Raw genomic sequence first — 22,366 nt, 5'->3', positions numbered from 1 at the left:
GGCGGCCACTAAGGCCAGCCGCACCGGCTGTTTGCAGAACAGTTACGCCATCCAGATCGCCGCGAAGGTGGTGGATACCGCCAACGCAATCAATACCGGCAAGGTCAGCAGACGCACCAGATCCAGCACCGAGACACGGGCAAAACCAGCCACAGCGATCAGGGAAGACCAGGCGATCAAGGTGCCGCCGCCCGTCCAGATAGCACCCATCTGGCCAATAGCTGCCAGAGTAGCGGCATCCATCCCGATGACCGGGCCAATCGCACCCGCCAAAGAACCTGTCAGGGGCAAGCCCGAGAAACCCGAACCATCGATACCCGTCACCATCCCGACAATCAGCTCGCCAAACGCCATCATGATGCTGTTGTTGGGGATGTAGTGTTGGCCCGCAGTGATCAGCTCGAACAGAAGGCTTGGTGCACCGGCCGCCGGGATACCCAGAATCTGTGCGGTGGCATCGCTGGTACCCAGAAAGAAGAAACCAGCGATTGGCAGTACAGAGCCCATGGCCTTGAAGGCAAACACGAAACCGTCAGTCATGTAATCCGGGCAGAGATCCAGCATCCGCCGGCCACCTACAAACATCAGACAGGCCGCCATCATCAAAACGAAACCCACGCCGCCAACCAGGCCGGCCGCATCGCCGCCACGCAGGGCGGGCATGGATGGGAAAATGGTGGGCAATACCAGAACCAGGATCACGCCAAGAAAGGCCAGCGGCGTGACGATAGCAAAGGTCTTGGCACACTTGCGCAGATGCTGATTGGCACGCGCCTTGGCCGGCACATCTTCATCAGGTGCATCGGCACTGTGCGCCATTTCAGACTTATCAAAGCTGCCGGAGCGCTCCACGTTGACAGCGCCGCCATCGCTGGCGCGCGATTGCCACTCATCCAACAAAGCAGGGCTGGGTTTCTGGATGCTTTTGCGGGTGAACAAATACGCCAGCACCAAGGCCACAACACCTGTGATGAGCGACAGAGTCATGGCTTTATCAGCCACGGCCTGCGCTGTGACGGCCGCACCGGCGGCCTTGGCACTGATGCCTGGGGCCACACCAATGATGTAGTCAGAGGACAACGCCATCCCTTGACCTGCAATCGCAATGACCATGGCACCCGTGATGGGTGGCAGGCCTGCCGCAATGGCGGCTGGCAGTAGCACGGCGGATACCAGAGGTACTGCCGGCGTAGGCCAGAAAAACAGTGAAAACAAATAGGTAACCACTGCAATCACGATGTACGAAGACAAGCCACCGCGCATCACCTTCTGAAACGGCTTGACCATCAGGACATCCGCCCCAGTGGCTTTCAATGCGCTAAGCAGCGCCGTCATGAATGTAATGACCAGGAAGATATTGAACAGCTCGCGGGCAGCCACGAAACTGGCATTAAAGATACCGATAAATCCGTTTACTGGATTGCCGGTGAGCGAGGTGACAACCAGGAATGTTCCGATAACCGCCGGAACCACCACGTTGGCACGAAAAATCATCGTAGCGATGATCACCACCACACTAGCCAGATATATCCAGTGCGATAGGTTGAGAGTGACTTCTGAACCCATGAGCCTCCCCTTAAGGGTAAATCTTGAGATTGAAATTTAAAACGGATGACACGTGGCCCCTGTCATCCAGAGCTGAATTCAGGATCTTCTTTATATTCCGTATCCTGTATACTGGATATTATATTCTTCAAGTATCTAAACGATACCCAGAGGTTTCCCTTAGATGTTCATGCCTAAAGCGAATTTGCCTTTATTATTCATTGTTATCTATATAGATAGGGCATTTTACTGAAGATCGGCGAACAAGTAGCTGGCAACACGGCATGCGGCTGGTTCAGGTATGAAATATGCTGTTTGTACATGGTATACCATTATCAACTCTTTCATTGCTTCTGATTACGGAGAGCTCATGCCCCTAGACCTGCTGCCGTTTACAGACCCCTGGGTCTATGCCCTGATGGCCTTCCTTATTGCGGGTTCTGCTCTTTTACAAGGGGTGGGCGGTGTGGGGTTTACCATGTTTGCCGCACCGGTGGCCTTGATTGTCAGTCCTGAACTGGTACCGGGGCCCTTATTGACACTGGGCGGCATGGTGACCTTTATGACCGCCCTGCGGGAGCGGCACCAGATCGCAGTGAAACCGGCTTCCTTTGCACTGGCCGGCCGCACGCTGGGGGCTTTGGTGGCGGTGTTTGCGCTCAGCCAGCTGGCGTCGCGAACCCTGAGCCTGCTATTTGCCGGCCTGATTCTGCTGGCAGTGCTACTAAGCGTCTCTGGATTGCGGCTGCGCGTATCGCCGGTCAGCGCCAGCGTGGCCGGCTTGATTTCCGGCGTCATGGGGACACTCACCTCTGTAGGCTCTCCACCGCTGGCCATCATCATGCAGCACAGCCCGCCCTCCACCATTCGCGCCACGATTGGTGCGATTTTGGGCTGCGGAGCCACGGTCTCGCTGGCTGCGCTGGCCCTGACAGGGCACTACGGCTGGCACGATCTCCTGCTGAGCGCCACGCTTTTCCCCTTTTTGTTTCTGGGATTCTGGCTTTCCAACAAAGCACGCCACCGCGTCACCGGCCCGGCACTGCGCTACGGCCTGCTGATCTTTTGTGCCGCCAGTGCACTGGGGCTGGCGGTCAAGACTCTGTGGCAATAATAAGTACTCTTCTTTGAGCCATCGCCGGGCAGCACCGGGGCTGCCCAGGCGCACACTTGTATACTAAACAGACGATTCAAATATCTTGAGTACGGGAATCATGAGCACCACCACAATGAGATCAAGCAACCTGGCGCCCCATGGGACAAAAAACAGCGATTCGCTCAGGATTGGTGAGCAGTACTCACCTCTTTTTGCCGTGATCCGCGACAAGCTTCGCGATCGCATCCTGCAAGGTGAGTTCCGCCCCGGGGCACGGCTGGTTGAAAGCCGGCTCTCTGACGAGATGGCCGTCTCCCGGATCCCCATCCGCGAGGCCTTGCGTGCACTGGCTGCCGAAGGCCTGGTCAGCATCGAACCACGCCGGGGGGCCTCTGTTGCCGTGCTCTCCGATGAAATGGCCTACAACATGGTCGAGGTGCGTGCCGCCCTCGAAGGCCTCAATGCCCGGCTGGCCGCGCAGCGGCGCGAACAATCTGCCATCCAAGAGCTCGAGGACATCCTGAAAGCAGGCATGAAAGCGGTAGAAACCGAAGACATGGATACCTGCCGCCACCTGAACCGTACCTTTCACGAAACTCTGGCCACGGTTACCGGCAATCCGGTTCTGATGGACATCATGAATTCGCTGCGTGACCGCACCGCTCTGGTGTTTGCACCCAGCAATATCGGCCGCGTCAGAGAAAACTGGGCTGACCACGAGCAAATCCTGCGCGCAGTCATCGCCGGAAACGTCGAACTCGCCGGCTTGCTGGCCACCCAGCACGTGCACAATGCAGCACGTGCGTACGTCAAAGAAAAGGGCGGTGAACCGCCCAAGTGGGATCTGTAAAACCTACCAGATACCGGCACCTAGTGGTGCCGGTGGCTTTCTGGCTGTGACTGCCTGCCAATGAGACCCAAACCTGCTTACCAGGAGACTTTGACGTCACCGGTAATAAACGTCTGGCAAGCCATGCGATAACCTTCGGCAAAGTCTTCGTCTTTCAGATGACGCCTTTCCTTGGGTTTGATTTTGTCGGTGTTCTCTTTGCCTTCCTCGATACGGCACTTGCAGGTGCCACAAAGGCCCCCGCCGCACTTGAACGGAATACCACCTTTTTCGCGGATCGAGACCCGCAGCAAATTGCTGTTATCCGGTGCTTCGACCGTTTTGCTGCTGCCATTCAGAAATGTAATTGAAACCATCATGACTACCTTTTACGCAACTGCACCAGATGGTTCACACCGTTGCAAGACGGCATCCAGCCCACCAAAATGAACCAGATGATTGAGTTCGGCCCGGGCTTCGTCCAGGGTATTGAAGTGATCCAGGAACTTGCTTGAAACCACATTGCGGATATGGGGCGGGGTGTCTTCCACGATGTCGATCTTGATATCGGCATCAATGCGGACCAGCGAGAACACCGCCTTGCACCGCCCATAAAATAGATACTGATAAGTTTCTATCGGGGTACCGCCTGCCTGAATGGTTGCGCTGTATACGCCCGGTTTGCTGGTAAGAATGATATACATGAGGGATCTCCGGGCTTATGCAGATGCATCTGCATGATGAACAGGTTCGACATCCTGGGTAAGCTCGATGTCGTGGGTAAGCCATAACTGGCATACCAGCCGGTAACCTTCATCCAGGCGGCTGCCCAGTTGCTTCTTTTCTTTCCAGTTAGGAGCCGGCAGGTGATCTGCGCCATCCAGTATCTTGCAGGCGCAAGTGGCACACTTGCCCATGCCGCAGCGGTACGACAAATTGGGATACGGAAACTGCCGGATACCTGCGCGAACCACCAGGTTGGCGTTTTCCTGAACCTCGTCCTGATAGACCTGGCCGTTTTTATGTAAAGTTACTTTAAGCATAAACTAAATCCTATCGCAAACATGCGTGCTTTTAGGATATTGTATACCGTTTACATAAAAAAGCATCAGGACTAACCCTGGGCAGAGGGCCCAAAGCCCGCTACCCAGTACGCAAACGAGAAATCCGGATCCTGGCGCTCAGGATCGGCCGGCAGCTGCCGGCACCGCAGGTGTTGCTGCCGCAGGGGCAGCCACCTGCTGGCGAAGATAATGTTGTGCCAACACCGCGCACACCATCAGTTGAATCTGATGAAACAGCATTAAAGGCAGCAGCACCGGGCCGATGGCACCCGCACTGAACAGCACGCCGGCCATTGGCACCCCGGTTGCCAGGCTTTTCTTTGAACCACAAAACACAATGGTAATTTCGTCCTCGCGCTTGAACCCCATCTTGCGCGTGGACCACATGTTGAGGCTCAAAATAAAAGCCAGCAAAATTGCGCACACTGCGAACAACCAGAGTAACGACACGGTATCCACCTGCAGCCACAGACCGCCGATCACCGACTCGCTGAACGCCGTATACACCACCAACAAGATAGAGCTTTGGTCGACATTGCGCACCAGGCGGCGGTGGCTGTCCATCCAGCGGCCCAGCAGCGGGCGCATCAAGTGACCCAGCACAAAGGGCAAGAGGATTTCGACACTGATGTTGCCGATGGCCTGCAACAAAGAGCCGGATCCCAGCACCGACGTATTGGCTTCCAGCAACCACTGCAACAGCATGGGTGTGATGAAAATCCCCAGCAGGCTGGAGGCTGATGCCGCACACACCGCCGCTGGGATATTGCCCCGGGCGATCGAGGTAAAGGCAATGGCCGATTGCACGGTGCCTGGCAACACGCACAGATACAACACCCCTATATACAGCGGCATGCCCAGCAAGGGCACCAGCACCGGGCGCAGCGCCCAGCCGATCAGCGGGAAGATCACAAACGTCCAGCAAAACACCACAATGTGCAAACGCCAGTGCGTGGCGCCCGCCACAATGGCCTGGCGGGACAACTTCGCCCCATGCATAAAGAACAGCAGCGCAATGGCGGCAGACGTCAGGTGCTTGAAGAACACCGCCCCGTCCCCATGCGCTGGCAGCAAGGTTGCAGTCGCCACCACGGCAATCAGGGTGAGCGTAAAGCGATCAAACAGCAGGCGTAATTTGTCAGGCATGCCTTTACCTTTGGGCCATAGGAAAAAGAAGACACTCAGCTTAAACTTGGGTGACAACACACGTCTGCCGTTAAATGACAATGAAATATTCACGAAGCGACAAACCAAGGTCTCTCAAGCCGGTTCAGCGAGTGGGGGGCATGCACACAGACACGCCTGCGGATACGCCTGCAGCAGTACGCGCCCAAGGATCGGCCACGCGCCTGATCCGGCCCCTGTACGGCAGCATCAACCAGCACCCCAACATTGCCCGCGCACGTCCGCATACCCACACCTGGGCACAGCTGTCCTACGCCATCCAGGGCCACTTGCAGGTGTGGACGCCCGAGGCCCGCTTTGTGGCCCTGCCGCATCGTGCCGTATGGATTCCCGCCCATGTGCGCCATCAGGTGCAGCAATCACCCCAGGCCATCATTCGCAGCCTTTACCTGGATCACTACGCTCTAGAACTGAACTGGCCGGATTGCCGGGTGATTGCAGTGTCTGCACTGCTGCACGAACTCATCCGCCAATTTGCCACCTTGCCCAGCGACTACGACGAGGCTGGCTCTGACGGGCGCCTGGCGCAAGTGCTGATCGACCGGCTGAAAGCGGCTCCCGAGGTGGGGCTGATTTTGCCCTGGCCCACAGACCCCCGGCTGGCGGCCATCTGCCGACGGCTTGCCCAAGACCCCAGCCTGGAGCTCAGTCTGCAAACCCTGGGGGCGCAGCTGGGTGTCTCGGCTCGCACACTGACGCGGCTGTTTCAGGCACAAACCGGGCTGGGGTTTCGGCTGTGGCGCCAGCGCGCGCGCCTGGTGCATGCCCTGCCCCTGCTAGAGCGCGGCGACTCCATCACCGATGTCGCCCTGGCCTGCGGCTACGACAGCCTCTCCACCTTTATTGCCACATTCAAGACATTTACGGGTTTGACCCCAGGGATATTCGCCGCCCAAAGCGGGCCGGTTCATACCGCACAGACCGAAGTCTCTTAGCCGCCGCACGCGGATTCGCACGCTTGCCCCTTTCCCCACCCACCTGCCCGGCGGGGCCACGATTATCCAGCCACCCCACAGCACCGTTTGCACAATATTCTGTCCACGGGTTTTCCTTCATTGAAGAGACCGAACGATCGTTCTATGTTTACAACAGATCATTCAGCACATGTGGGCGGCAGACACTCCCCTTTCGATCCAGGCACTCAAGCCGTTCTCCGGGGGTCGACAGTGGCCACCTGCAATCCACTCTCCAACAGGACAGGGCCATGGACTTCTCACTGTCTCCGCTTATCCAGGATTTCTGTGCGCGCATCCGCACCTTCGTCAACCAGGAGCTCATCCCGCTAGAGCGCGATCCGGCTACTTTCGACCTTCACGAGAACATCAACGAGGCCTTGCTGGCCACCCTGCGCGCCAAGGCCCGCAGCCAGGGCCTCTGGTGCCTGCAGATGCCCAAAGCACGCGGCGGCCAGGGGCTGGGCATGGCAGACATGGCCGCCTGCTACGAAGAAATGAACCGCAGCCTCTTTGGGCCGGTGGTGTTCAACTCGGCCGCCCCCGACGATGGCAATATGATGATGTTGAACAAGGTGGCCACAGAGGCGCAAAAATCGCGCTGGCTGCAGCCCATCATCGACGGTCAGGTCCGCTCCGCATTTGCCATGACCGAGCCCGCCCCAGGCTGCGGCTCCGATCCGGGCATGATGCTGACGCGGGCCGTGCCCGAGGGCAAGGGCTGGCGCATCCACGGTCACAAACACTTCATCACAGGCGCAGGTGCGGCCGCCCACTTCATTCTCATCGCCCGCACCTCGGACGATCCTCGCCGGGGCCTGAGCGCCTTTCTGTTTCATAAAGACGATCCCGGCTGGGAAATCGTGCGCCGGATTCCCATCATGGGCCCCGAAGAGCACGGTGGACATTGCGAGTTGCGCTTTGATGGCTTGTTCATCCCGGACGAAAACCGGCTGATGGAAGTGGGCGACGGCCTGAAAGCCACACAGATCCGGCTGGGCCCGGCCCGCCTGACACACTGCATGCGCTGGCTGGGTCTGGCACGGCGCTCGCTGGAGATTGCAGGCGATTACGTAGCCCAGCGGCAATCGTTTGGTCAAGCACTGGCCGAGCACGAAGGCGTACAGTGGCTGATGGGCGAGGCCGCCATGCAAGTCAGGGCCGGCCGGCTGTTAACCATGCATGCCGCCTGGTGTCTGGACCAGGGCGACTACGCCCAAGCTGAAGTCTCGATGGCGAAGGTGGCGGTAGCTGATACTCTGCAAAAGGCCGTGGACACCGCCATCCAGTTATGTGGCGCGCACGGGTACTCACGCGATACGCCGCTCGAGTGGATCTACCGCTATGCGCGGCAGGCCCGTCTGGTGGATGGCGCCTCAGAGGTGCACAAAATGGTGCTGACACGCCGCCTGCTCGCACAAGGCCCCAGGTTCTGGGCATGGGGGCCTCCCATGCCCGACACGATCAAAGCCTGACATCCACAACCCACGCCACCTGTTCCAAGCGGCCCCTGAAGGAGACACCGTCATGAGCAACAAATACCAGCAAGGCCTGGACAAGCAGGCCGCCAATTATTCCGCCCTGACGCCCATCAGTTTCCTGAAGCGATCGGCCACGGTTTTCCCAGACAAGATTGCCGTGATCGACGAGGATGTCCGCTTTACCTATGCACAGTTTTATACGCGCAGCCGGCGCATGGCGAGCGCCCTGCAGCAGTTGGGCATTCAGCCCCAGGATACGGTGTCGATGCTGTGCTTCAACACGCACCAACTGCTGGAAGGCCACTTTTTTGTGCCTATGGCGGGTGCGGTTCTGAATGCACTCAATGTGCGCCTGGATGCGGCATCCATCCGCTTTATCCTGCAGCACGGAGAATCCCACGCGCTGATCTACGACCCCGCTCTCGAGGCCGTGGTTCAGGAGGCTGTCCAGGATCTTCCCACCCCACCCATCCTGATCTCCACTGGCCGGGTGGGCACGGCCTCCCCGGGGGTGAACAGCCTGGATTATGAAACTCTGCTGGCCTCGGGCGACCCCCTGTTTGCCTGGCAAAAGCCACAGGACGAATGGGACGCGATTTCGCTTTGCTATACCTCGGGCACAACCGGCAACCCAAAAGGGGTGGTGTACCACCACCGGGGCGCGTATCTGTCGGGGCTGGGCAACGCCATGGCCTTCAACATGACACCCGAGACCGTTTATCTCTGGACACTACCGATGTTTCACTGCAATGGCTGGTGCTACACCTGGGCCATCGTGGCGGTGGGCGGCACCCAGGTGTGTTTGCGCAAGGTGCAATCCGACATCATCCTCAGACACCTGCAAGAAGACCAAGTCACCCACCTGTGCGGGGCACCGGTGGTGCTTAACATGCTGGTCAATGATTTCGCGAAAGACCAGATCGTGCTTGAGCAGTGGGTGCAGTTTGCTGTGGGCGGGGCGGCTCCCCCAGAAGCCGTCATCGCAAAAGGCAAACAAGTGGGGTTTCGCATCACGCACCTGTATGGCCTCACCGAAAGCTATGGCCCGTCAACGGTATGCGTGCCCCAGCCCGCCTGGAGCAACCTGGACACCGACGCCCTGGCAGTGAAGATGTCACGCCAGGGCGTGGGGCTTTATGCCATGGATGACATCAATGTGCTGGATCGCAATACCGGTCAGCCCGTACCGGCCGATGGCCAGACCCTGGGCGAGCTGGTGCACCGTGGCAACACCCTGATGAAGGGCTACCTGAAAAACCCGCAAAGCACGCAAGAAGCGTTTCAGGACAACTGGTTTCACACAGGCGATCTGGCCGTCATGCACCCGGATCATTACGTCGAGGTAAAAGATCGCGCCAAGGACATCATTATCTCGGGGGGCGAAAACATCTCCAGCAAAGAGGTGGAAGACGTGCTCTACCGCCATCCGCAGGTGCTTGAGGCCGCCGTGATTGCCAGCCCCGATGCCCATTGGGGCGAAGTGCCCTGCGCTTTTGTCACGCTAAAAGACACAGCCGTCCTTGACGAAACAGATATCATCGCGTTTTGCCGCCAGCATATGCCGGGTTACAAGATCCCCAAGCAGGTGGTGTTTGGCCCGCTGCCCAAAACATCCACCGGTAAAATCCGCAAAAACGTGCTGCGTGCACAGGTGCGGCAGGATCTCCCCCCCGACAAAACAGACCCCTCATCATGACGCACGCCGCCGACGACACCCCTCTGGATTTCGAGTCGTTCAAGAAAGAACTCAACTTCTCCAAAGAAGACATCTACCGCGAGCTCTATCAGCAAAACGGCCACCACATCCGCATCAAAAAAGAGGCCGTGGCCATCCGGGGGCTGCGCACCATCATCGAATCCACGCTTACCCTGGCCACCTCCAGCGGGTTTCATGCAATGTCGCTACGCGATCTGTGCGCACACTCGGGCTTCAGCATCGGCGGCATCTACGCTTACATCAAAAACAAAGAAGATCTCCTGCACCTGATCCAGAGCTACGGCTTTTTGCTTACCCGCAAAACCCTGGACACCCGCACACGAAACCTGCCCCCAGGCCCTGTCAAACTCAATACCGCCATCCGGGTGCACCTGTTTCTCAGCGAACTCATGCCCACCTGGTTCAGCTTCTCGTTTATGGAGGCGCGCAATTTGCCCGACCTCGAAAAGCAGCGCACCGTGCGCCTGTCCGGCCAGATCGAAGACCTTTTCATGGATATCCTCCAGGAAGGCATGGCGCAAAAGCTGTTCAGACAAGCGGACGCCCGGCTGCTGGCCGCACTGACCAAAGCCATGATGCAAGACTGGTACCTGCGCCACAGCCGCTACCGGCGCCAGGGCATCGATGTCGGCACTTACGCGCAGCAGGTCTACGACATGCTGCGGGATTATCTGGATCCCGCATCTGGTGAAATCCACTAGGGATAATTTTTGACTTTAGCGAACAATTGTTTTATGTTTTACCAAAATAACTAGAGGCCGCCTGGCAACAAGGCTCCTGCACATCGGCCCGGATTCAAGAAGCACACGCTCACCCCAAGCTGCCCCAAGAGCAGATCCGATTTTGATTTCACATCCGCCCCATCCACGGCAGACGTGTCGACAGAGGAGACTTTCATGAGCAGGCATTCACTTACCACCTTACTGGCTGCGATTTCTACCGCATCGATGTTGGCCAGTTCCCCCGCACAAGCCGAAGACCCCATCCGTATCGGCGGCATTTATCTGCTGTCCGGCAGTGCGGCCACATACGGCGAATTCGCCAAGCAAGGCGCCACCCTGGCCATCAACGAAGTCAACGCCAAGGGCGGTGTGCTGGGACGCAAACTCGAGCTTCAACTGGAAGACGGCCAGGGCAAGGCGGCCACAGCCATCCAGCTGGCCCGAAAAATGGTCTACCAGGATAAGGTCGACATCCTCATGGGGATCGACAGCTCGGGTGTAGCCCAAGGCCTTGTGCCGGTACTGCCTGATCTGGGCAAACCGCTGATGATCACCCACGCAGCCACGCCGGCGGTTACCGGCAAGCAGTGCAACAAATACGCGTTTCGCATCAGCGTCAATGTCACGCAGATGATGAGCGGCGGCGCACAGATCGCTGCCAAAAGCGGGGCCACCAAATGGACCACCATCGGGCCCGACTACGCCTTTGGGCACGAATCCTGGGAATACTTCAGCAACTACCTGAAGGCTGCCAAGCCTGATGTCGTGCTGATGAACGACCATCTGGCCTTCCCCCGCTTCGGGGCCGAAGACTACACCCCCTTTATCGACAGCGTGATGCAAAGCAAGCCCGACGGCGTGCTGATTTCGCTCTGGGGCGGTGATCTGGTCAACTTTGTACGTCAGGCCAACGAAAAAGGCTTTTTCAAGCAAGGCTACAAGGTGTTCATGAACGTTGGCGCCGCCACCGAGGTGCTCACGGCGCTGGGCGACCAAATGCCCGAAGGCGTCTGGCTGGGCACCCGCTATTGGTATGGTTCCTGGGATACACCCATGAACAAGCACTTTGTGAAGACGTACAAAGAAACCTACAAGTTGCCTCCCAGCTATAACGCCGAGGGCGCCTACACAGCCATCTACGCCTTCAAGGCAGCCTTCGAGAAAGCAGGCTCTACAGACCCCGATAAAGTGATCGACGCACTGGCCGGCCTTACCTTCCAGGCCCCCACCGGAGACCTCACTTTCCGCAAGGGCGACCACCAGGCCCTCATCGGACCCACCTGGGGCCTGACGGGACCCATGAACACGGAGGACAAGATCCGCTCGCTGACGCAGGTGCAAAACTTTGACGGCGTCAAAGTCACGCCGCCTGTAGACCCTGCCTGCAAGATGTGACATGTCCAGTCTGGCCCTTGCACTGCTCAATAGTCTCGATATCGGCCTGCTGCTGTTCATCATTGCAGTCGGGCTGAATATCGTCTTTGGTGTGCTCAATATCATCAATTTTGCACACGGGGCGCTTTATATGCTGGGGGCCTATCTGGCGGTCACCAGCGTGGCCAGCCTGGGTTTGCCCTTTTGGCTTACCCTGCTGCTGGCACCGCTGGTGGTGGCCGTGCTGGCTGCGGTGGTTGATCGCCTGATGCTGCGCTTCATTTATCAGCGTGAAGTCACCGACAGCCTGCTGCTTACCTTTGCCCTGCTGCTGATTCTCAACGAATCCGTACGCCTCATCTGGGGGCCGGGCATCCATATCATCGACCCCCCCTCCCTGCTGCAGGGATCCTTCGAGTTCGGCGCCGGGCTCAGCTACCCGCGCTACAGCGCCTTTGTGCTGGTGGTGGGGCTGCTCACACTGGCGGGCCTGTGGCTGCTGTTCAATCGCACCCGCATCGGCAAGATCATGCGGGCTGCTGCGCTTGATCGCGAAATGGCACAGGTGTTGTGCATCAACACTCGGCTAGTCATCACGGGCGTGTTTTGCTTTGGCGCGTGGCTGGCCGCCTTTGGCGGCGTCATCGCCGCACCCATGCGCGCCATCGATCCCGGCATGGGCGACAAAATCATCATCGAAAGCTTCATTGTGGTGGTCATTGGCGGCCTGGGCAGCTTCCCCGGCGCGCTGGTGGGCGCCATCATTCTGGGCTTAATCCACGGCTTTGGTGGGCGTTACCTGCCAGAGGTCAATCTTGTGCTGCCCTTTATCGGCATGGCGCTGGTATTGCTCGTCAAACCGCGAGGGCTCATGGGTACAAGGAACTCCGCATGAACACCGCGTATGGTCGTATGGGGCTGCTTGTCTTGCTGGCGCTGCTGATCGCACTGCCCTGGCTGACGCCTTTTTTCTATATTTTCATCGCCACCCAGATCCTCATCCTGGGTCTGTTTGCCGCCAGTTTCAATCTGGTGTTTGGCTACACGGGTATGCTCAGTTTCGGGCACGCGGCGTTTTACGGTGTCGGGGCCTATGCCACGGCACTGCTGTTGCAGCATCTCCAATGGCCCCTGCTGGCCTGCCTGCTGGCAGCCATGGCCGCGGGGATGATCCTGGCCCTGATCATCGGCTTTTTTTGCGTGCGCCTCGACGAGGTGTACTTTGCCATGCTTACCCTGGCCTTTGGCATGATGGTGTTTGGCGTCATCCACCAATGGCGCTCGGTCACCAACGGCAGCGACGGGCTCTCGGGATTCTCCGTGGGATCTTTGGGGTTGGGCATCCATGTGCAGCTGGGTAATCCCACCGTGTATTACCACGTGGTGCTGGCCATTGTGGTGGTGGCGGGCTTGGTGCTGCATCGTATTTGCCAGTCTTCTTTCGGGATGGTGTTGCGTGCCATCCGCCAAAATCCCGAGCGCGTGGCGTTTTGCGGCCTGGATGTGCGCCGTTACCGGCTGGCCGCCTTTACCATCGCGGGCGCCTTTGCCGGCCTGGCCGGCGGCCTGGTGGCCCCATTCTTGCGCATCGCCAGCCCCGAGCTGGCCCACTGGACCACCTCGGCCCAACCCGTGCTCATGACCATCCTGGGTGGCAGCAGTTATTTCCTGGGGCCCTTTCTGGGTGCCGGCATCTTTGTGCTGCTGGAAACCTGGATCAGCAGCCTCACCCAGGCCTGGATGCTGGTGCTGGGCATCATTCTGGCCCTGATGGTGATGTTCTTTCGCGATGGTGCGCTGGGCACGGTGCTTAACACCTTACGCACCAAGCGGCGGCAGGATTAAGCCATGGCCGCATCATCTCCCATCCTCAGCATCAAGGGCCTGACCAAACACTTTGGCGGCGTACAAGCAGTTACCGACATCAGCCTGGATGTACAGGCGGGGGAAACCCTGGCCATCATCGGGCCAAATGGCGCAGGAAAAACCACTTTTTACAACCTGTTGTCCGGACGCCTGAACCCCAGCAGCGGCAGCGTCCGCTTCAAGGGCAAGGAAATCAGCGGCCTTGCCCCGCATGTGGTCAGCCGCATGGGGATCTCCCGCTCTTTTCAGATCAATAATATTTTCCCCGAAATGAGCGTGCGTGAGAACGTCGAGGTAGCCATCACGGTGCAACAGGGCGATAGCCGCCGCTGGCTTAACCGCGCATCAGACAACCAGCAGGTGCACCAGCAAGCCACACAGTTGCTCCAAGACCTTGGCCTCACTCACCTGGCCGAGCAAATTGCCGGCACCATCAGCTACGGCGACAAACGCCTGGTAGAAATCGCTATGGTTCTGGCCATCCGGCCAGAGCTTGTTCTACTGGACGAACCCACCGCCGGGATGACCCCCGATGAAACCGGGCGCGTGGTTGAGCTTGTACGAGGGCTTGCCCGAACGGGCAAATATACCTTTCTGATTACCGAACACGATATGCGGGTGGTATTCGACCTTGCCGACCGCATCCTGGTGATGCATCGCGGCAGCCGCCTGATGCTCGACAGCCCCGAGCGGGTGCGCGCCAACCCCGAAGTGCGGCGCGCCTACCTGGGCGAGGAAGACCCCGTGACGGAGCAAACCTGATGCTGGCGGTGCAGGACATCCATACTTTCTACGGCGAAAGCCACGCCCTCCAGGGGGTGTCATTTGAGCTCAAGGCAGGCGAAACCGTGTGCCTCCTGGGACGCAACGGTGCGGGCAAGACCACCACCCTGCGCAGCATCATGGGGCTTACCCCACCGCGTCAGGGCGCCATCCATTTTGAGGGCAAAAATATTGCGGGGTTACCGGCCTGGCGCATTGCCCGCATGGGCATCAGCCTGGTACCCGAAGACCGCCGCATCCTGCCCACCCTGACGGTGCGCGAAAACCTGGAAATCGGCGAATACCACCGGCCGGGAAGCACGCACACCTGGACAGTCGAGCGCATCTTCGACCAATACCCCATGCTGGCAGAGCTTGCCAACCGCGATGGCGGGAAACTATCGGGCGGGCAACAGCAGATGCTGGCAGTGGCGCGGTCTCTGATGAGTCAGCCGCAACTGCTGTTGCTGGACGAGCCCAACGAAGGCCTGGCGCCAGTTATCGTGCAGCAAATCGGGCAGCTGATCGACGAGCTCTCGGCCACCACCACCATCCTGTTTACCGACCAAAGCGTGCATTTTGCGCTAAAGCACGCCAAACACGCTTATATCCTGGAGAAGGGCCGCATCGTGCATGGTTCTACCAGCCAGGCGCTTTTGCAAGACACCGAGACGCAACACCGCTATCTGTCGGTGTAAGTCTGCCAAACAGCGGTACCCGGATCTGCTTCAGGCAGCGTGTGGCGTCTCGGACACCGCCCGCAGGTTGGTTATCACTTCACTTTTATTGGGGTCTTCGGCAGCAGCGCTTTCGCTGTTGGCTGCGTGCAGGCCAATCACCGTCCAGCCTGCCTCGGGCTGCAGATCCTGATCCAGCGTAAAAGGAATCGCATACCCCTTGGGGTTTAGCGCAAATAGCGGGATCACCTGCCGGTTGCGATCTTGCCTTTTATATTGCTGAAAAGTGAAGTTCTCGGATAGGCGGGTAGCCTTGATTTGTGCGCCTGCCATCAACAAAGCAGACAATTTCCAGTAACCCACGCCGGGCGCAAACAAGGTGCGGCCGCGATATTCGGGATCCACCGCATGTCTTTGCGAGGGATCATCATCCTGAGACAAGGGCAGGCTAAAAACCTTTTGCTTGCCAAACTCGTCGCGGCCTCGCACCATGATCAGCTGATTGACGTGGTCGCGTGTGCCCAGCGCCAGCAGGCGCCCCAGGCCGTTGGTGTCCAGATTGTGCTGGGCGTGTTCTGACAAGGGGCTGCCATGGTAGGTGGGCAAGCCCAGCATGCGCGCTTTCGACAAACTGTACCAATCACTGTCGCACAGACGCACAGGGATGTTTTGCTCGTGCAGGGCCCGGCCAATGGCGCGCGCCACCGGGTTGGCCCCCGAAATCAAAAAGCCCACCCGATCAGGCTCGGCAGCTTTCAGCAGGCGCGCCATGGGCCGGGCCGTAAGGCTTTGCCAGATGACGGTGCCAATAATCACCAGGAAGGTCATGGGCAGGAGGCGCTCCGAAAACGGCACATCCAGAGACTCCAGCCGCAGCGCAAACAAAGCCGACACCGCGGCGGCCACAATCCCGCGCGGGGCAATCCAGGCCAACAGGCCACGCTCGCGCCAATTCAGTTTTGAGCCCCAGGTGGCATACAGCACCTTAAGGGGGCGGCCAATGCCCAACATACACACCAGCACGGCCAGTGCCGGCCATCCCAGGCTGAAAATCTGGCCGGGGGCCACACGGGCAGCCAGCAAAATAAACAGGGCAGACAGCAGAATCTGGCTAAGGGTTTCTTTAAATTCAAGAATATCGTGCACGGGCACCCCCGGACGATTGGCCAGCCAGATCCCCATGATGGTGACGGCCAGCAGCCCGGACTCGTGCTGCACGGCGTTGGATAGCGAAAATGCCGCAAACACCGAGGCCAGCACCGAGAGATTGAGCAGCGAATCCGGAATCCAGCCGCGACGCAGCAGCAGGGCCAACAACCAGCCTGCACCAATGCCGATGCAAAGACCCGTGACCACGGTGCCCCCCAAAGACAGCAGGGCGTAGCCCCACTCCAGGCCCGTACGCAAGGCCACCATCAGATCGTAGGACAGCACGGCCAGAATGGCGCCAATGGGATCGATAAGGATGCCCTCCCAGCGCAGGGCATGGGCCACCGGCGCCACCGGCTTGACCGTTTTAAGCAGCGGCGCAATCACCGTCGGGCCTGTGACGCAGGTGATGGCACCAAACAAAATCGCCAGATCCCAGGGGAAATCAAGCAGCCAATGCACTGCACCGGCCGCCACCGCCCAGGTAATCAGCACCCCGCCCCCCACCAGGCGGCGCACCACCTGCTTAAGATCCCGGGTTTGATGAAACTCGAGCGTCAGGCTGCCTTCAAACAGAATCACGGCCACAGCCAGCGAAACCACCGGAAATAACAACGGGCCAAAGAGTTCATCGGGATTGAGCCAGCCGGCCATGGGGCCCACCGCAATACCGGCAAGCAACAAAAATAAAATGGCCGGTACGCGCAGTTTCCAGGCCAGCCATTGGGCAGCCATCGCAATTACGCCGATACTGGCCAGGAGGAGTTCTGAACTGATCGTCATGTGTGTTTCCCTTGACGGACGGATTGCCACCAGGCCCGCAACCAGGCCCGCAGGCCTTGCGAACGCACCTGGCGCCAACTTTTTAACAGCCCCCAGGACAAGTGGGTTTTTTCCTGGCCGACTGGAATATCAGGACGTACCCGCATCCAGGACGACTTGGCGTACCCAAGCCGCTGGTCAGGGTAAACGCTACGATGGCCAATGATCAAATAAGCTGCAATGGCAGCTCCCGAGACATACACCGTGCCCACCACGCCACCAAAGAGTTCGACCCCCATCAGGATGGCCGCCAGCGGTGTATTGGAGGCTGCCGCCACCACCGACACCAGGCCAACGGCCGCCCCCAGGGTGGGGCTGATGCCAAACAGGTGGGCAAAGGCGTTGCCGGCCACAGCCCCGATAACAAACTGCGGCGTGACGATACCACCATAAAAGCCCGAGCCCAAGGTAACGGCCACAAGCAGCGATTTCCAGAGAAAACCCAGATAGGGCATAGCCTCGCCTTGCAGGGCCTGATCCATCAGGGGCAGGCTTAAACCGAGGTAATCAGTGGGGATGACGGTGACCAGCGCCGCCAACACCAGGCCACCCATCAACGGCATCAGCGGCGGCCAGATCTGATAGCGCGCCTGTATCCGGTGGCAGGCGTTGCGCACGGCATAGATGAGATCCACAAAGATACGGGCCACTACGCCACACAGCATGCCGATAAGCACCGTGCGCAAGAAGATCGACTCGGAAAACGCCGGCAGGACAGGGACTTCGTAATACTGGTAGACAATGCCCAGGCCTTTGCTGACCTGAAACGAAGTGATGCCGGCAATCAGTGCAGGAAACAAAAAATCATGGCGGATACGGCCGATGATGAGCATTTCCACCCCATACAGCGCACCAGCGATCGGTGTACCAAAGACGCTGGCAAAGCCTGCGCTGACGCCACAGGCCACAATCCGCTGGCGCAACTCGCGGTTAAGCCGAAACACCTGCCCCACCGCAGCCGCCAACGACGCACCCAAATGAGAACAGGGGCCTTCTTTGCCAGCAGAGCCACCACTGGCCAGCGTGATAATGGCCGCAACGGGTTTGAGCAGCAAGGTGCGCCAGGGCATACGGCCGCCTTGTTCGTGCACCGCGGCAAAGATGGAATCCTTAAGGCCCGGCGTGCCCAGCGCACGATAGCCGTAGACCATCAACAGCCCGTTGATCAGGCCGGCGGCCGGCAGCATCAGCCAGTAAGCCCAGTGCGGTACATGCAGGGTGCTGTCGGTGGAGAGAAACAAGGCGTGCAAAAACAGGCTGACCCCGGTGCCCACGATAAGACCCACCAGCGACGCGAGAATCAGCCACTGCAATGCAGTGGCCAGCATCACGGCGGGTTCAAGCAAATTGATGCGCGGCAGGGAGGGTGGTTTCATGATGACTGTGGGCAATGCGCCTGTACGCAGGTTGACAGTGTACCTGCGCACGCGCGCGGCCCCTAGGGTGATTCCTCAGTTTCATGCGGTTTTTGGCCTGTTATCATTGTCGATCTGACTTTGCCCGCAACATATAAGGAAAGCACATGAAACTCACTCAATGGCTGGCTACTGCAGCCATGGCCGTCGCCGCTGTCGCAGCGCTCCCTGCCCATGCTGATACCAAGTTCATCAATATTCTCACAGGTGGCCAAAGCGGCGTCTATTACCCCATGGGTGTGGCACTGTCACAAATCTATAACAAACACATCCCCGACGCCAAATCCACAGCCCAGGTTACCAAGGCCTCTGCCGAAAACATGAACCTGATCCAGGCCGGGCGTGGCGAGCTTGCCTTTGCGCTGGCCGACACCGTCTCTGATGCCTACAAAGGCAACACCGAAGCCGGCTTCAAGGCACCGCTCACAAAACTGCGCGGCATGACAGCCACCTACAACAACTATATCCAGATCGTCGCTAACGCCGAGTCTGGCATCAAAACCCTGGCTGATCTCAAAGGCAAGCGCATCTCCGTGGGTGCTGCGCGTTCGGGCACCGAGCTCAACGCCCGTGCCGTACTCAAGGCCGCCGGCCTCAGCTACGACGACTTCGACAAGGTCGAATACCTGCCGTTTGGCGAATCCGTCGAACTCATGAAAAACCGTCAGCTGGATGTCACCCTGCAATCCGCAGGCCTGGGCGTGTCTTCCATCCGCGACCTGGCCACTTCGGTCAAGATCGTCGTAGTGCCCATCCCTGCCGATGTCGTCGCCAAAATCAACAACCCCGCCTATCAACCGGCGGTCATCCCTGCCGACACCTATGATGGCATGGCCGGCGACGTCGCCACGGTGGCTGTCCCCAACTTCCTCATCACGTCCAAAGACGTCCCCGACGACCTCGTCTACCAGATGACCAAAGTCTTCTACGAGCAACTCGATACCCTCAAATCCACGCACAACTCGGCCAAATCCATCGAACTCGCCAATGCCCTCAAAGGCATGCCTGTTCCGGTGCACCCCGGCGCCGAGCGCTATTACAAAGAAGTCGGCCTGATCAAATAAGATCAGCTCACTACGCCACACGCAGTGCCCAAGCCCCCTCCGGTGTTTCCCCCGAGGGGGCTTATTTAGCCTGAAATCTGTTTTTGTTTACCGCGACGGCGCCCCGCAAGCCCCCCCTCCCGGCCCGTCCTTTTATCCCCTGGAACACACCATGAGTTCTGCTCACGAGTACGTCGATAAACCGATGCCGCGCGGCGTTTTCTGGATTGCCGTTATTTTCTCCTGCTTCCAGATCTGGACAGCCGCCTACAGCCCGCTTTCCAGCCAGGTCATCCGTGCCATACACGTGGGCTTTGTGCTGTTGATGGTGTTTACGCTGTATGCACGCAGCGGGCGCCTGGGCCAAACCATTGGCTGGACACTGGGCACCGTCGGCTTTGTCATCAGTCTCTATCACTGGGTGTACGAGTCCGACCTCACTGCTCGCGCAGGCCAAATGACAGACGCCGACATGGTGGTGGGGATCATCACCATCATTCTGGTGTTTGAGGCCACCCGACGCATGATGGGCTGGGCGCTGCCCATCATCTGCGGCCTGTTTCTGGCTTACGGGCTGTTTGGTCAGTACATCCCGGGGCCTTTCATGCATCGCGGCTACGGGATCGACCAAATCGTCAGCACCATGAGCTTCGGCGTCGAAGGCATTTACGGTACGCCCACCTACGTGTCGTCCACGTACATCTATCTGTTTATTTTGTTCGGGGCCTTCCTTGAGCAAGCCGGCATGATCCAGCTGTTCAGCGACTTCTCCATGGGGATGGTGGGCCATACCCGTGGCGGGCCCGCCAAAGTGTCGGTGGTCAGCTCGGGCCTGATGGGCACCATCAATGGCTCGGGTGTGGCTAACGTGGTTACCACCGGGCAGTTCACCATCCCATTGATGAAACGCTTTGGATATTCGTCCGCATTTGCAGGCGGCGTCGAGGCCACATCCAGCATGGGCGGGCAGATCATGCCGCCGGTGATGGGCGCCGTGGCCTTCATCATGGCTGAAACCCTCAACATTCCCTATGTGGATGTGATCAAGGCGGCCATCATCCCGGCTATTCTGTATTTCACCACCGCGTTTCTAACCGTGCACCTTGAGGCCGGCCGGCGCGGCCTGCACGGCCTGGCCAAAGAAGACTGCCCAAACCCCTGGACCGCCGTCCGAAAAAGCTGGTATCTGCTACTGCCCCTGATCGGCCTGGTGGCACTGCTGTTCTCGGGTTATACACCGCTGTTTTCAGGCACCATTGGCTTGGGCCTTACAGTCATCCTGATTTTCGGCGCCGCCGTCATCCAGGGCGCACGGCCCATGATGCTGCGCTATCTGTTCTGGTTGCTGCTAGGCATTGCCTGCGCGGGGTTTGTCCGGTTTGGCGTCACCGATTTCTTCGCCGTCATCGCCGTGCTGGCGGCAATCTTGCTGTTTCGCCGCCATGGCCACCAAACGCTTAAGCTAGCCATCAACTCGCTGGCCGAAGGCGCGCGTAACGCTTTGTCGGTAGCCGCAGCCTGCGCACTGGTAGGCGTCATCATCGGCATCATCAACCTCACGGGTGTGGCGGCCGAATTCGGTGGCCAGGTAATTGCGATCGGCGAAAACAATCTGTTCCTGGCGCTGTTTCTCACCATGATCACCTGCCTGGTGCTGGGCATGGGCATCCCCACCATCCCCAACTACATCATCACCAGCTCGCTGGCTGCACCCATTTTGCTCAAGCTGGGTGTGCCACTCATTATTTCGCACATGTTTGTGTTTTATTTTGGCATCATGGCCGATCTCACTCCTCCAGTGGCGCTGGCCGCCTTTGCGGCGGCCCCCATCGCCCGCGAAAACGGCCTCAAGATCAGTATCCAGGCCTTGCGCGTGGCGGTGGCGGGCTTTGTGGTGCCTTACATGGCGGTGTACTCCCCCGCACTGATGCTGCAAGGCTTTGACAGCTGGAGTATCAGCGCGGTACTGGCAGTCGTCTACATCGTCTTCAAGGCACTGGTGGCCATCACGCTGTGGGGTGCAGGCATGACGGGCTTTCTCATCACCCGCATCAATGCCTTCGAGCGCATCTATGTGGTGCTGGCAGCGGCCTTGCTGGTGGCGGCCATCCCCATGACAGACGATATCGGCTTTGCAGCCACTGCCCTGTTCCTGGTCTGGCATGTACTTCGATCACGCCGCCAGGCTGCGGCACAGGCGGCATGATGCTGGGTGCATTGGGCGTTTGCTTCACACTGGCGGCAACTCCGCAGTTGCCGCCACGCTTTGTGCCCGTCCAGGCGTTTACGCTGGCCTGGACGCACTCCATCGAGAAAATCCGTTGGGAAGAAGACTACCGCGTGCAAACCGATGCCCAAGGCCAGCCAGTGCTGGTGGCGGGCAAGGCACGTGTGCTGGGCTCGGGGGCGGGGATGGATCCTCCCCCAGATGCCGTACACCACGCCGACGGATGGTACGAGTATCAACCGCACACCAAACCACTCCAGATCCTGCGCCTCACCCGCTCGCCTTATACGGCGGATTACGACTGGTGCGTCAAAGGACACTGCCAACCCTTGCGCGGCGTGATGCCTACTGATGGTGATGTCACGCTACTCAGACCCTGCCGCCAACCGTAAGGCACTCTGCCAGCGGCTGGCTACAGTAAAACTCTGTATCATCTTCT

At 59.0% G+C, this 22,366-nt stretch carries 21 protein-coding genes; 14 read left to right on the top strand and 7 right to left on the bottom strand.

Going from position 1 to position 22,366, the window contains the following annotated elements:
• Positions 1-42: 42 nt before the first annotated feature.
• Complete coding sequence (locus WA928_RS11110) at positions 43-1,566, bottom strand: hypothetical protein (protein ID WP_424303434.1); 1,524 nt, start codon at positions 1,564-1,566, stop codon at positions 43-45.
• Between the two features lie 349 nt (positions 1,567-1,915).
• On the opposite strand from WA928_RS11110, the gene WA928_RS11105 reads away from it, so the two are divergent.
• Positions 1,916-2,659 (top strand): TSUP family transporter, encoded by a 744-nt coding sequence (locus tag WA928_RS11105; RefSeq protein WP_424303431.1) that lies wholly within the window; start codon positions 1,916-1,918, stop codon positions 2,657-2,659.
• Between the two features lie 115 nt (positions 2,660-2,774).
• A complete protein-coding gene (locus tag WA928_RS11100) occupies positions 2,775-3,491 on the top strand; it encodes a GntR family transcriptional regulator (RefSeq protein WP_424303479.1) in 717 nt (238 codons plus the stop codon).
• Between the two features lie 77 nt (positions 3,492-3,568).
• On the opposite strand, the gene WA928_RS11095 is transcribed toward WA928_RS11100, so the two are convergent.
• From WA928_RS11095 to WA928_RS11080, 4 genes are all read right to left on the bottom strand, one after another.
• A complete protein-coding gene (locus WA928_RS11095) occupies positions 3,569-3,847 on the bottom strand; it encodes a 2Fe-2S iron-sulfur cluster binding domain-containing protein (RefSeq protein ID WP_350381326.1) in 279 nt (92 codons plus the stop codon).
• A 12-nt stretch (positions 3,848-3,859) separates the two neighbouring features.
• Positions 3,860-4,174: a ferredoxin gene (locus WA928_RS11090; protein ID WP_424303428.1), complete on the bottom strand. Its 315-nt coding sequence runs from the start codon at positions 4,172-4,174 to the stop codon at positions 3,860-3,862.
• Between the two features lie 15 nt (positions 4,175-4,189).
• Positions 4,190-4,513, bottom strand: a complete 324-nt coding sequence (locus WA928_RS11085) for a 2Fe-2S iron-sulfur cluster-binding protein (protein WP_424303425.1) — start codon at positions 4,511-4,513, stop codon at positions 4,190-4,192.
• 138 nt (positions 4,514-4,651) lie between these two features.
• Positions 4,652-5,680 carry a bile acid:sodium symporter family protein gene (locus WA928_RS11080; RefSeq protein WP_424303422.1) on the bottom strand — a complete coding sequence of 343 codons (1,029 nt, stop codon included), beginning with the start codon at positions 5,678-5,680 and terminating at the stop codon, positions 4,652-4,654.
• An 80-nt stretch (positions 5,681-5,760) separates the two neighbouring features.
• Between WA928_RS11080 and WA928_RS11075 the strand changes: the two genes are divergently transcribed.
• From WA928_RS11075 to WA928_RS11035, 9 genes are all read left to right on the top strand, one after another.
• Positions 5,761-6,654, top strand: a complete 894-nt coding sequence (locus tag WA928_RS11075) for an AraC family transcriptional regulator (protein WP_424303419.1) — start codon at positions 5,761-5,763, stop codon at positions 6,652-6,654.
• Positions 6,655-6,923: 269 nt separating this feature from the next.
• Complete coding sequence (locus WA928_RS11070; RefSeq protein ID WP_424303416.1) at positions 6,924-8,147, top strand: acyl-CoA dehydrogenase family protein; 1,224 nt, start codon at positions 6,924-6,926, stop codon at positions 8,145-8,147.
• Positions 8,148-8,199: 52 nt separating this feature from the next.
• On the top strand, positions 8,200-9,849 hold the full coding sequence (locus tag WA928_RS11065; protein WP_424303413.1) for an AMP-binding protein: 1,650 nt from the start codon (positions 8,200-8,202) through the stop codon (positions 9,847-9,849).
• On the top strand, positions 9,846-10,571 hold the full coding sequence (locus WA928_RS11060) for a TetR/AcrR family transcriptional regulator (RefSeq protein ID WP_424303410.1): 726 nt from the start codon (positions 9,846-9,848) through the stop codon (positions 10,569-10,571). Before WA928_RS11065 ends, WA928_RS11060 begins: the two co-directional genes overlap by 4 nt.
• 195 nt (positions 10,572-10,766) lie before the next feature.
• Positions 10,767-11,987 (top strand): ABC transporter substrate-binding protein, encoded by a 1,221-nt coding sequence (locus tag WA928_RS11055; protein ID WP_424303407.1) that lies wholly within the window; start codon positions 10,767-10,769, stop codon positions 11,985-11,987.
• Between the two features lies 1 nt (position 11,988).
• The gene (locus WA928_RS11050; protein ID WP_424303403.1) at positions 11,989-12,861 is read left to right on the top strand and encodes a branched-chain amino acid ABC transporter permease; all 873 of its coding nucleotides are present in this window, start codon (positions 11,989-11,991) and stop codon (positions 12,859-12,861) included.
• Positions 12,858-13,811 (top strand): branched-chain amino acid ABC transporter permease, encoded by a 954-nt coding sequence (locus tag WA928_RS11045; protein WP_417277197.1) that lies wholly within the window; start codon positions 12,858-12,860, stop codon positions 13,809-13,811. The genes WA928_RS11050 and WA928_RS11045 overlap by 4 nt, the downstream gene beginning before the upstream one ends.
• A gap of 3 nt (positions 13,812-13,814) precedes the next feature.
• Positions 13,815-14,594 (top strand): ABC transporter ATP-binding protein, encoded by a 780-nt coding sequence (locus WA928_RS11040; RefSeq protein ID WP_424303399.1) that lies wholly within the window; start codon positions 13,815-13,817, stop codon positions 14,592-14,594.
• On the top strand, positions 14,594-15,292 hold the full coding sequence (locus WA928_RS11035) for an ABC transporter ATP-binding protein (RefSeq protein WP_424303396.1): 699 nt from the start codon (positions 14,594-14,596) through the stop codon (positions 15,290-15,292). The genes WA928_RS11040 and WA928_RS11035 overlap by 1 nt, the downstream gene beginning before the upstream one ends.
• Positions 15,293-15,322: 30 nt before the next feature.
• Here the strand turns inward: WA928_RS11035 and WA928_RS11030 are convergent, their stop codons facing one another.
• Together WA928_RS11030 and WA928_RS11025 are read right to left on the bottom strand one after the other, a co-directional pair.
• The gene (locus tag WA928_RS11030; RefSeq protein WP_424303393.1) at positions 15,323-17,203 is read right to left on the bottom strand and encodes a cation:proton antiporter; all 1,881 of its coding nucleotides are present in this window, start codon (positions 17,201-17,203) and stop codon (positions 15,323-15,325) included.
• Positions 17,200-18,669: a chloride channel protein gene (locus WA928_RS11025; protein ID WP_424303390.1), complete on the bottom strand. Its 1,470-nt coding sequence runs from the start codon at positions 18,667-18,669 to the stop codon at positions 17,200-17,202. The genes WA928_RS11030 and WA928_RS11025 overlap by 4 nt, the downstream gene beginning before the upstream one ends.
• A gap of 95 nt (positions 18,670-18,764) precedes the next feature.
• Between WA928_RS11025 and WA928_RS11020 the strand changes: the two genes are divergently transcribed.
• From WA928_RS11020 to WA928_RS11010, 3 genes are all read left to right on the top strand, one after another.
• Positions 18,765-19,721 (top strand): TAXI family TRAP transporter solute-binding subunit, encoded by a 957-nt coding sequence (locus WA928_RS11020; RefSeq protein WP_424303387.1) that lies wholly within the window; start codon positions 18,765-18,767, stop codon positions 19,719-19,721.
• A gap of 151 nt (positions 19,722-19,872) precedes the next feature.
• A complete protein-coding gene (locus tag WA928_RS11015; RefSeq protein WP_424303384.1) occupies positions 19,873-21,906 on the top strand; it encodes a TRAP transporter permease in 2,034 nt (677 codons plus the stop codon).
• Entirely contained in the window at positions 21,903-22,319 is a 417-nt protein-coding gene (locus WA928_RS11010; RefSeq protein ID WP_424303381.1) for a DUF1850 domain-containing protein, read from the top strand. Before WA928_RS11015 ends, WA928_RS11010 begins: the two co-directional genes overlap by 4 nt.
• Positions 22,320-22,366: the final 47 nt, after the last annotated feature.

The sequence above is a fragment of the Castellaniella sp. genome, assembly GCF_049651205.1.
Lineage (GTDB): Bacteria > Pseudomonadota > Gammaproteobacteria > Burkholderiales > Burkholderiaceae_B > Castellaniella.
This window is presented reverse-complemented; position numbering and strand designations above follow the sequence as displayed.

Bases quoted from the DNA above. Each gene is read 5' to 3' on its own strand.
- WA928_RS11010 (WP_424303381.1), top strand. From the start codon at position 21,903: ATGATGCTGGGTGCATTGGGCGTTTGCTTCACACTGGCGGCAACTCCG.
- WA928_RS11030 (WP_424303393.1), bottom strand. From the start codon at position 17,203: ATGACGATCAGTTCAGAACTCCTCCTGGCCAGTATCGGCGTAATTGCG.
- WA928_RS11050 (WP_424303403.1), top strand. From the start codon at position 11,989: ATGTCCAGTCTGGCCCTTGCACTGCTCAATAGTCTCGATATCGGCCTG.
- WA928_RS11060 (WP_424303410.1), top strand. From the start codon at position 9,846: ATGACGCACGCCGCCGACGACACCCCTCTGGATTTCGAGTCGTTCAAG.
- WA928_RS11090 (WP_424303428.1), bottom strand. From the start codon at position 4,174: ATGTATATCATTCTTACCAGCAAACCGGGCGTATACAGCGCAACCATT.
- WA928_RS11045 (WP_417277197.1), top strand. From the start codon at position 12,858: ATGAACACCGCGTATGGTCGTATGGGGCTGCTTGTCTTGCTGGCGCTG.
- WA928_RS11105 (WP_424303431.1), top strand. From the start codon at position 1,916: ATGCCCCTAGACCTGCTGCCGTTTACAGACCCCTGGGTCTATGCCCTG.
- WA928_RS11015 (WP_424303384.1), top strand. From the start codon at position 19,873: ATGAGTTCTGCTCACGAGTACGTCGATAAACCGATGCCGCGCGGCGTT.
- WA928_RS11070 (WP_424303416.1), top strand. From the start codon at position 6,924: ATGGACTTCTCACTGTCTCCGCTTATCCAGGATTTCTGTGCGCGCATC.
- WA928_RS11095 (WP_350381326.1), bottom strand. From the start codon at position 3,847: ATGGTTTCAATTACATTTCTGAATGGCAGCAGCAAAACGGTCGAAGCA.
- WA928_RS11040 (WP_424303399.1), top strand. From the start codon at position 13,815: ATGGCCGCATCATCTCCCATCCTCAGCATCAAGGGCCTGACCAAACAC.
- WA928_RS11020 (WP_424303387.1), top strand. From the start codon at position 18,765: ATGAAACTCACTCAATGGCTGGCTACTGCAGCCATGGCCGTCGCCGCT.
- WA928_RS11075 (WP_424303419.1), top strand. From the start codon at position 5,761: ATGAAATATTCACGAAGCGACAAACCAAGGTCTCTCAAGCCGGTTCAG.
- WA928_RS11055 (WP_424303407.1), top strand. From the start codon at position 10,767: ATGAGCAGGCATTCACTTACCACCTTACTGGCTGCGATTTCTACCGCA.
- WA928_RS11110 (WP_424303434.1), bottom strand. From the start codon at position 1,566: ATGGGTTCAGAAGTCACTCTCAACCTATCGCACTGGATATATCTGGCT.
- WA928_RS11085 (WP_424303425.1), bottom strand. From the start codon at position 4,513: ATGCTTAAAGTAACTTTACATAAAAACGGCCAGGTCTATCAGGACGAG.
- WA928_RS11080 (WP_424303422.1), bottom strand. From the start codon at position 5,680: ATGCCTGACAAATTACGCCTGCTGTTTGATCGCTTTACGCTCACCCTG.
- WA928_RS11065 (WP_424303413.1), top strand. From the start codon at position 8,200: ATGAGCAACAAATACCAGCAAGGCCTGGACAAGCAGGCCGCCAATTAT.
- WA928_RS11100 (WP_424303479.1), top strand. From the start codon at position 2,775: ATGAGATCAAGCAACCTGGCGCCCCATGGGACAAAAAACAGCGATTCG.
- WA928_RS11035 (WP_424303396.1), top strand. From the start codon at position 14,594: ATGCTGGCGGTGCAGGACATCCATACTTTCTACGGCGAAAGCCACGCC.